The organism is Microbacterium sp. Bi128, from assembly GCF_918698205.1.
On the sequence record NZ_CAKKMM010000168.1, the window covers coordinates 1 to 8,134 of the forward strand.

The window sequence follows — 8,134 nt, forward strand, 5'->3', positions numbered from 1 at the left end:
CCGGATCCCGCTGCCTGACGGTTCTCTTCCCAGGACGTACCCCTTCCCAGACGTACTTCTTTCCAGACGTACCCCTTCCCGGACGTACTTCTTTCCGGACGTCCCCCTTCCCAGACGTCCCGTCTGAGACGCGGTTCACCGGCCCGAGGTCAGGTCCTCGGAGATAATTTCCGCCGTGGCCAGCGCCGCCTCACGCACGGCCTTGAGGTAGGCGTCCGGGTCGGGCTGCGCGGACACCGTCTGGGCCTGCAGCGAGACGTTGATGGCCGCCACCACTTTCGGCCCGTCGTGGACGGGCGCCGCGATGGACATCAGGCCCAGCTCCAGCTCCTGGTTCAGCAGGCACCAGCCCTGGGCGCGAACAGTATCCAGCTCCGCCAGGAGGGCGGCCCGCGTTCCGATGGCTCCGGGAGTGAGGGGCCGGATCTCGGCGGCCGCGAGGTACTCTTCCAGCTTCGCCGGCGGGAGGGCCGCGAGCAGCACCCTGCCCATGGAGGTGGCGTAGGCGGGGAAGCGGGTGCCCACCGTGATGCCGACCGTCATGATCCGCCGGGTGGACACCCGGGCGATGTAGGCGATGTCGGTGCCTTCGAGCACCGCGGCCGACGTCGACTCCCCCAGTTCGAGGGAGAGCTCTTCCAGATGCGGCTGGGCGAGCTGCGGCAGGGAGAGCCCGGACAGGTAGGCGTAGCCGAGCTGCAGCACTTTGGCAGTCAGGGCGAAGATCTTGCCGTCCGTGCGGACATAGCCCAGCTCCGCGAGCGTGTGCAGGAACCGCCGGGCGGTGGCCCGGGTCAGCTCGGTCCGGGCCGCCACCTCGGTCAGCGTCATCTTGGGGTGTTCCGTGTCGAAGGCACGGATCACGGCGAGCCCGCGCGCCAGCGACTGCACGTACTGGTCGCTGGCCGCGGGCGCGCCGCCGCTCTTGGCTGGCTCAGTCATTTTCCGCCTCTCGGTCCCGCATCACTTTAGCGGTGCCCACAGCTTGTCCGGCCGCAGGCCTGTCAGCTTGGGTCCGCCGCCCGGAGCGGCATCGGGACCATGGCCTGGAGTTCCTCGAGCGTGCAGCCGAAGGTCTCCCGCACCTGGACGCCGTCGGGTCCGGTCAGGAAGACGGCCTTGTCGGTGTAGACGCGGGTCACGCAGCCGATCCCGGTGAGCGGGTACGTGCAGGTCTCCACGAGTTTGGACACGCCGTCGCGGGTCAGGAGCGTCATCATGACGAAGACGTCCTTGGCGCCGGTGGCGAGGTCCATGGCGCCGCCGACGGCGGGGATCGCGTCCGGGGCCCCGGTGTGCCAGTTGGCGAGGTCGCCGGTGGCGGAAACCTGGAAGGCGCCCAGGACGCAGATGTCCAGGTGTCCGCCGCGCATGATGGCGAAGGAGTCAGCGTGGTGGAAGTAGGACGCCCCCGGCAGTTCGGTCACGGGGATCTTCCCTGCGTTGATGAGGTCGCCGTCGATCTGGTCCCCGGTGGCCTCCGGGCCCATGCCGAGCATGCCGTTCTCGGTGTGGAGCGTGATGTTCTGCTCCGGCTCGAGGTAGTTCGAGACCAGGGTGGGCTGGCCGATGCCGAGGTTCACGAACGATCCGGGGACGATGTCGCGGGCCACGAGGCGGGCGAGATCGTCACGGCCCAGCGGCTTGCCGGACGTCTGGAGATCAGCCTGGTTGCCGGTCCGCAGACTCTGGTCATTGGTTGGGATGCTCATCTCAGGCCACCTTCACAATGCTGTTGACGTAGATGCCGGGGGTCACGATGTTTTCCGGGTCCAGTCCGCCGGTGGGGACGATCCCGGACACCTGGGCGATGGTGTGTTTCGCGGCGGCGGCCATGATGGGGCCGAAGTTCCGCGCGGTTTTACGGTAGACCAGATTGCCCCGGCCGTCCGCCGTGAGGGCCTTGATCAGGGCGACGTCGGCGTGGATGGGGGTCTCGAACACCTGCCACTTGCCGTCCAGGAAGCGGGTTTCCTTGCCTTCGGCGAGCATGGTGCCGTAGCCGGTGGGCGTGAAGAAACCGCCGATCCCGGCGCCGGCGGCACGGATCCGCTCGGCGAGGTTTCCCTGCGGGACCAGTTCGAGCTCAACCTCGCCGGCGCGGTACTTGGCGTCGAAATGCCAGGAGTCGGACTGCCGCGGGAAGGAGCAGATCATCTTCTTCACCCGGCCTTCCTTGATCAGCAGGGCCAGGCCCTGGTCGCCCTGGCCGGCGTTGTTGTTCACCACGGTCAGGCCGGTGGCGCCGCACTCCAGCAGCGCGTCGATGAGCTCGAACGGCTGCCCGGCGTTGCCGAAGCCGCCGATCATCACGGTGGAGCCATCCTTGATGCCGGCGATTGCCTCGCCGACGGTGTCGATGAAATTCAGCATCTGTCTTTGCCCTGTCCTCTATGCCGCATCGCGGGAAGTTACGTTTTCGAGCACGACGGCGAGGCCCTGGCCGACGCCGATGCAGATCGCGGCGACGCCCCAGCGCTGCCCGGAGGCCTGCAGGGAACGGGCCAGGGTGCCGAGGATGCGGCCGCCGGAGGCGCCGAGCGGGTGGCCCATGGCGATCGCGCCGCCGTGCCGGTTCACGATTCCCGCATCGATGCCCCAGGCGTTGATGCAGGCCAGGGACTGCGCGGCGAACGCCTCGTTCAGTTCGACCGCGCCGACCTGGTCCCAGCCGATCCCGGCCTTGGCGAGGGCCCTGTTCGCGGCCTCGACCGGGGCGTAGCCGAAGTACTGGGGATCGTTGGCGTGCGCGCCGCGCCCGGCGATCCGGGCCACAGGCTCCATACCCAGGATCCCGGCGGCCTTTTCACTGCCCAGCCACGCCGCGGACGCGCCGTCGGAGAGCGGGGACGCGTTCCCGGCCGTGACGGTGCCGTTCCCGGTCCGGAACACGGTCTTGAGCCCGGCGAGCTTCTCCGCCGAAGACCCGGGACGGATGCCCTCGTCACGGACCAGGTCCGTGCCCGGGACCGGGACGACGAGGTTGTCGTAGAAACCCTCGTCCCAGGCCGCGGCGGCGAGGTTGTGGGAGGCGGCGGAGAACTCGTCCTGCTGCTCGCGGGTCACGCCGTACTTCTCCCGGAGCCGTTCGGTGGCCTCGCCCAGGGAGATGGTCCAGTCCGCCGGCATGGCCCGGTTCACCAGCCGCCAGCCCAGCGTGGTGGAGGCCAGGGTCAGGTCCCCGGCCGGGTAGGACCTCTCGGTCTTCGGCAGCACCCACGGGGCCCGGGACATCGATTCGGCGCCGCCGATCAACATCAGCTCGGCGTCGCCGGTGTTGATCTGGCGGGAGGCGATGATCGCCGCGTCCAGGGAGGACCCGCAGAGCCGGTTGACCGTGGTGCCCGGGACCGAGACCGGCAACCCGGCCAGCAGGGTGCCCATCCGGGCGACGTTGCGGTTCTCCTCCCCGGCGCCGTTCGCGTTGCCGAACACCACCTCATCGATCCGCTCCACGTCCAGGGCCGGGGCGCGCTTCACGGATTCGCGGATCACGTGCGCGGCGAGGTCATCCGGGCGGATCCCGGCGAGGCCGGAACCGAACTTCCCGAACGGCGTCCTCACAGCGTCATAGATAAATGCCTGATTCATGGGTTCTTGTCCGTTTCTGCTTCGTCCATGGCTGCGTCGTCCATGGAATGGAAGACCTGCTGGGCGGTCTTGAACGCGGTGTTGGCGGAGGGGACCCCGCAGTAGATGGCGGTCTGGAGCAGGATTTCCTTGATCTCGTCCCGGCTCAGGCCGTTGGTGATGGCGGCGCGGATGTGCATGGCCAGTTCTTCCCAGTGCCCGTGGGCCACCATGGCGGTCAGGGTGACGGCTGAGCGCATCTGGCGGCTGATCCCGGGCCGGGTCCAGATGCCGCCCCAGGCGATCCTGGTGATCATGTCCTGGAAGTCCTCCGTGAAGGAATCCTTGTTGGCGTTGGCGCGGTCCACGTGCGCGGCGCCGAGGACCTCGCGGCGGACTTTCATGCCGCCGTCGTAGATCTCTTGGCTGGTCGCGCCGGGCTGGACCACACCGTTGCGTTCGGGCCCGTGGAGTTCAGCACTGCCGGTTTCGGAGAGAGTCATGCTCCCGCTCCCTGGGACTCGGTCCAGGTGATGAGGCCCTTGAGCAGCTCGGCGACGTGACCCGGCGCCTCGAACGGCGCCAGGTGTGCCACGCCCTCCAGGCTGACGGCCGTGGCAGTGCCGCCGCCGGAGGTGATGCCCGCGGCGACTTCCCCGGCCATCGACGGCGGGGCGACGTCGTCCAGGGCGCCCGCCACAACCTGGGTGGGAACGCGAATGGTGCCGAGCTGATCCCGCACGTCGAAGCCGGCCAGGGCCTCGCAGCAGAAGGCGTAGCTGAAGCGGTCGGCGTCCCGGAGGCTGTGCAGGAGCCGGCTGCTGAGCTCCGGCTGGCTCTCCATGAAGCCCGGCGCGAACCAGCGCTGCGCGGAACCCTGGATCATCACCGGGGTTCCCTGCGTGCGCACGGTTTCTGCGCGTTCCAGCCAGCCCTCGGCAGTGCCGAGCTTCGCGCCGGAACACTGCACGGAGAGGCTCTTGAGCCGGTCGCCGTGCTTGATGCCAAGCTGCAGTCCGGTGGCGCCGCCGAGGGATACCCCGGCGTAGTGGAAGCGCGCGCCCGGGGCGATCGAATCGACCAGGCCGATCACGGCATCCGCGAGGTCGGCGACCGTGAAGGTCTCCTCCGCCGCGGGCGAGACGCCGTGCCCCGGCAGGTCCCAGGCGATGACGTCGACGTCGGCGCCCAGCAACGTGCCGGCCTGGCTCCACAGCAGGGAGGATGTTCCGAGCGAGGGCCCGACGATGAGGAGGGGCTTGTCGCCGAGTTCGCGCTGGGGCGACAGCAGGACTGCTTTGACGGTGGGTCTAGCCACGGGAAGCTCCGTTCTGGATTTGGTGGGCGAGGGCGCCGGCCTGGCCGGTGTATTCCGGATACGCCGCGAGGATGCGGCGGGAGATCTCAGCGGCCTGGCCGAGGTAGTTGGCCGGGTTCAAAAGTTCCTCAAGCCGGGCGTCGCTGAGCAGCTCCTCCGGGACAGCGGCGCGGAGCAGTGCCCGGTAGGTGTCCGCCTGCTCCGCAGCCGGGGCCAGGAGCGTTTCGTCCACGACGGCCTGCAGCCGCTGTTTCCCGGTCCGGGCGGCTCCCGGGCCGGCACCGGTCCCGTCCACAACGGTCCCGTCCAAAAGCGGTGCGACGGCGGCGTTGACGGCTTCGGAAAGCAGCAGCGGGCCGCCGAGCTCAAGGTTGCGGCGCATCGCTCCGGGGAAGATCGCCATCCCTTCTGCCAGTTCGCGCAGCTGCACCGCGGCGCCGAGGGCCAGGCGCAGCAGCTGGCGCAGGGCCGCCCATTCGCTGTGCCAGGCGCCGTCGGGGCGTTCGTCGTTGAAATTGGCGGCCGAGAGATGCAGCTGCGCAGCCAGTGCCGGGGCCTGCAGGGCGGCGCTGCGGATCAGCACGGAGAGCACGGGGTTCTGCTTCTGCGGCATGGCCGAGGACACGCCGCGCCCCGCGACGCGCGGTTCCGCGATCTCGGCAACTTCGGGCCGGCTCAGGAACAGGACGTCTGCGGCCATCTTTCCGGCCGCGTCGGTCACCGCCGCCAGCGCGTCGCCGAGCGAGGTCACGGCCAGCCGGTTGCTGTGCCAGGGGGCAGGAACGGGAGCGAGACCCAGGCGGGCGGCCAGCCGGTCGGCGAGGTCAAACGGGGACAGCGTCCCCGCGGCCGGCCCAGCGCCGTCAGTGAGTACAGCGCCGTCAATAAGTACAGCGCCGTCAATAAGTACAGTGCCGGAAGCCAGGGTCCCGGCGGCGCCGCCGGTCTGTACCGGCAGTTCGAGGGCCTCGAGCCGGCCGGCCGCGGCGGCCAGCCCGCTGAACCATTGCGCGGCCCGCAGCCCGAAGGTGTAGGGAAGCGAGTGCTGGGTCAGGCTGCGGGCCACACAAAGCGTGTGCCCGTGGGTTTCGGCGAGGCCGGCGAGGGCGGCCGTTGCCGACCGGAGCTCCGCGAGCAATTCGCGGATGGCCCCAGTGGCCAGCACCATTAGGGCAGAGTCGAGCACGTCCTGGCTGGTCAGCGAGGTGTGAACGGCGCGGACGGCACCGAGTCCGGCGGTGTCCAGGTTCCTGACCTGCTCCCGGAGGTCGGCGAGCAGCGGGATGACGGGGTTGCCGCCGCCTTGGGCCCGGACGGCGAGGCCCGCGACGTCGTACCGCTGCACGTCCGCGGCGGCGGCCACCACCGCGGCGGACCCGGCCGGGGCCAGGCCAGCCTCGTCCAGGACCGCCGCCCAGGCGGCCTCGACCTTGAGGATGGCGGCGAGCACCGCACGGTCCCCGGTCAGCGCCGCCACCAACGGCGACGCCGACACGGGACTGAGCAGGCCGGCGTCACCGTCGGTTTCGAAGAAGGTCACTTGGAGGCACCCTCGGCGCTGCTGAAATCCAGGAACACGGTCTCGCCCTCGCCCTGGAGGCGGATGTCCCAGTTCAGTCCGCCGTCGGGATCCCGGCGTGCGATCAGGGTCCGGCGCCGGTCCGGGTCAAGCGAGCTGAGCAGCGGATCCTTGGCCAGGGCTTCCTCTTCTTCCGGCAGGTAGACGCGGGTGAACAGGCGGTTCATCAGGCCCCGGGCAAAGACGGCGACGGCAATGAACGGCGCCGCGCCCTCCTCGGTGGGGCCGGGGTTCACCGTGGTGAAGGTGAAGGCGCCGGTGTTGCCGACAGCGCTGCGGCCGAAGCCGGTGAAGGTGTAGCCGTCCCGGACCAGGGAGCCCGTGCGGTGCGGGACCTTGCCGTCCGCGTCGGCCTGCCAGATCTCCAGGATCGCGTCCGGGATCGGGTGCCCGGCGCCGTCATAGACGGTGCCCTGGAGCCGGATGGAACCCGGGGATCCGGGAGCCAGGAGCTCGCGGTCCTTGGCGAAGGGCAGGGCGTAGCCATAGAACGGCCCCACGGTCTGGCCCGGTGTCGGGGTGAGTTTACCCACGGCGTTGCTATTCATTCTCATCGCCTCCTGCGCCCAATGCCTCGTTTTCGGTCCAGGTCCGCTTGGACCCGGTCAGGACGATGTCCCAGTTGTACGCCAGAGCCCATTCAGGCTTGGTCTGCTCGTGGTTGTAGGTGGCCACGAGCCGGTCGCGGGCATCCTGGTCCACGATCGACTGGTAGATCGGGTCCAGCGGGAACAGCTGGTCACCGGGGAAGTACATCTGGGTGACGATCCGCTGGGTGAACTCCTGCCCGAACAGGGAGAAGTGGATGTGGGCCGGGCGCCAGGCATTGAGGTGGTTCTTCCACGGGTAGGCGCCGGGCTTGATGGTGGTGAAGCTGTAGGAGCCGTCCGCGCCCGTGATGCAGCGGCCGACGCCGGTGAAGTTGGGATCCAGCGGTGCCGGGTGCTGGTCACGCTTGTGGATGTAGCGGCCGGCGGAGTTCGCCTGCCAGATTTCGACAAGCTGGCCGGCGACGGGGCGTCCGTCGCCGTCGAGCACCCGGCCGGAGACCACGATGCGTTCGCCGAGCGGCTCGCCGTTGTGCGCGATGGTCAGGTCCGCTTCCAGCGCGTGCACGTCCATGTGCCCGAACGCCGGCGAGTACAGTTCGATGGTTTCCGGATCCGCGTGGTGCAGATCTTTGGTGGGGTGGCGCAGGACGCTGCTGCGGTACGGCGCGTAGTCGAGCCGCGGCTGGGTTTCGGCCGGGGTTCCGCCTTTGAGGGCCTGCGCGTACGCTTCGCCGATCGCCTTCATCTCGGCGCTGAGGTCCGCCTGCGACTCCGCGGCAGTATCCAAGGCATGCGCGGCGGGCGCATACGTCTTTGGTGCGGCCTCCGTGGCTTCGTCGGACACGTCCTCGGTGATCGGGTCGGCGTTGAAGACGTCGAGGTTGATTTCTTCAGGCACAGCAGCCTCCTTTCGTTGGTGTGTTTGTTGTTCGGATGGGGTCAGGAAGTACGGGTCAGCTGGTGCAGGTGGTCGTACTGGACGGCGTGCCGCACCGGGGCGTTCGGGGCGCCATAGCCGTCGTAGGCACCGCGGCGCTCCACCATTTCGAAGAACACGCTGCCCACCGTGGCGGTGTAGAAGTGCAGGAACTCGCCGTCGGCGTCGCGGTCATAGAG

9 protein-coding genes are annotated in these 8,134 nt (G+C 69.3%); all 9 read right to left on the minus strand.

Annotation, left to right across the window (positions count from 1 at the left end):
• Positions 1 to 135: 135 nt before the first annotated feature.
• The 9 genes from LQV45_RS13090 to pcaH all read right to left on the minus strand — a co-directional run bounded on the left by LQV45_RS13090 (position 136) and on the right by pcaH (position 7,916).
• A complete protein-coding gene (locus LQV45_RS13090) occupies positions 136 to 942 on the minus strand; it encodes an IclR family transcriptional regulator C-terminal domain-containing protein (protein ID WP_079555075.1) in 807 nt (268 codons plus the stop codon).
• A 62-nt stretch (positions 943 to 1,004) separates the two neighbouring features.
• Entirely contained in the window at positions 1,005 to 1,712 is a 708-nt protein-coding gene (locus tag LQV45_RS13095; protein ID WP_230007404.1) for a 3-oxoacid CoA-transferase subunit B, read from the minus strand.
• 1 nt (position 1,713) lies between these two features.
• On the minus strand, positions 1,714 to 2,373 hold the full coding sequence (locus LQV45_RS13100; protein WP_230007405.1) for a 3-oxoacid CoA-transferase subunit A: 660 nt from the start codon (positions 2,371 to 2,373) through the stop codon (positions 1,714 to 1,716).
• An 18-nt stretch (positions 2,374 to 2,391) separates the two neighbouring features.
• Positions 2,392 to 3,591, minus strand: coding sequence for a thiolase family protein (locus tag LQV45_RS13105; protein WP_230007406.1), 1,200 nt, complete (start codon positions 3,589 to 3,591; stop codon positions 2,392 to 2,394).
• Entirely contained in the window at positions 3,588 to 4,073 is a 486-nt protein-coding gene (gene pcaC, locus LQV45_RS13110; RefSeq protein ID WP_223914922.1) for a 4-carboxymuconolactone decarboxylase, read from the minus strand. The genes LQV45_RS13105 and pcaC overlap by 4 nt, the downstream gene beginning before the upstream one ends.
• Positions 4,070 to 4,888, minus strand: a complete 819-nt coding sequence (locus LQV45_RS13115; RefSeq protein ID WP_230007407.1) for an alpha/beta fold hydrolase — start codon at positions 4,886 to 4,888, stop codon at positions 4,070 to 4,072. Before LQV45_RS13115 ends, pcaC begins: the two co-directional genes overlap by 4 nt.
• Positions 4,881 to 6,428 (minus strand): lyase family protein, encoded by a 1,548-nt coding sequence (locus tag LQV45_RS13120; protein ID WP_230007408.1) that lies wholly within the window; start codon positions 6,426 to 6,428, stop codon positions 4,881 to 4,883. The genes LQV45_RS13115 and LQV45_RS13120 overlap by 8 nt, the downstream gene beginning before the upstream one ends.
• Positions 6,425 to 7,015 carry a protocatechuate 3,4-dioxygenase subunit alpha gene (gene pcaG / locus LQV45_RS13125; protein WP_230007409.1) on the minus strand — a complete coding sequence of 197 codons (591 nt, stop codon included), beginning with the start codon at positions 7,013 to 7,015 and terminating at the stop codon, positions 6,425 to 6,427. Before pcaG ends, LQV45_RS13120 begins: the two co-directional genes overlap by 4 nt.
• Positions 7,008 to 7,916, minus strand: a complete 909-nt coding sequence (gene pcaH / locus LQV45_RS13130; protein WP_374208209.1) for a protocatechuate 3,4-dioxygenase subunit beta — start codon at positions 7,914 to 7,916, stop codon at positions 7,008 to 7,010. The genes pcaG and pcaH overlap by 8 nt, the downstream gene beginning before the upstream one ends.
• Between the last annotated feature and the right edge of the window lie 218 nt (positions 7,917 to 8,134).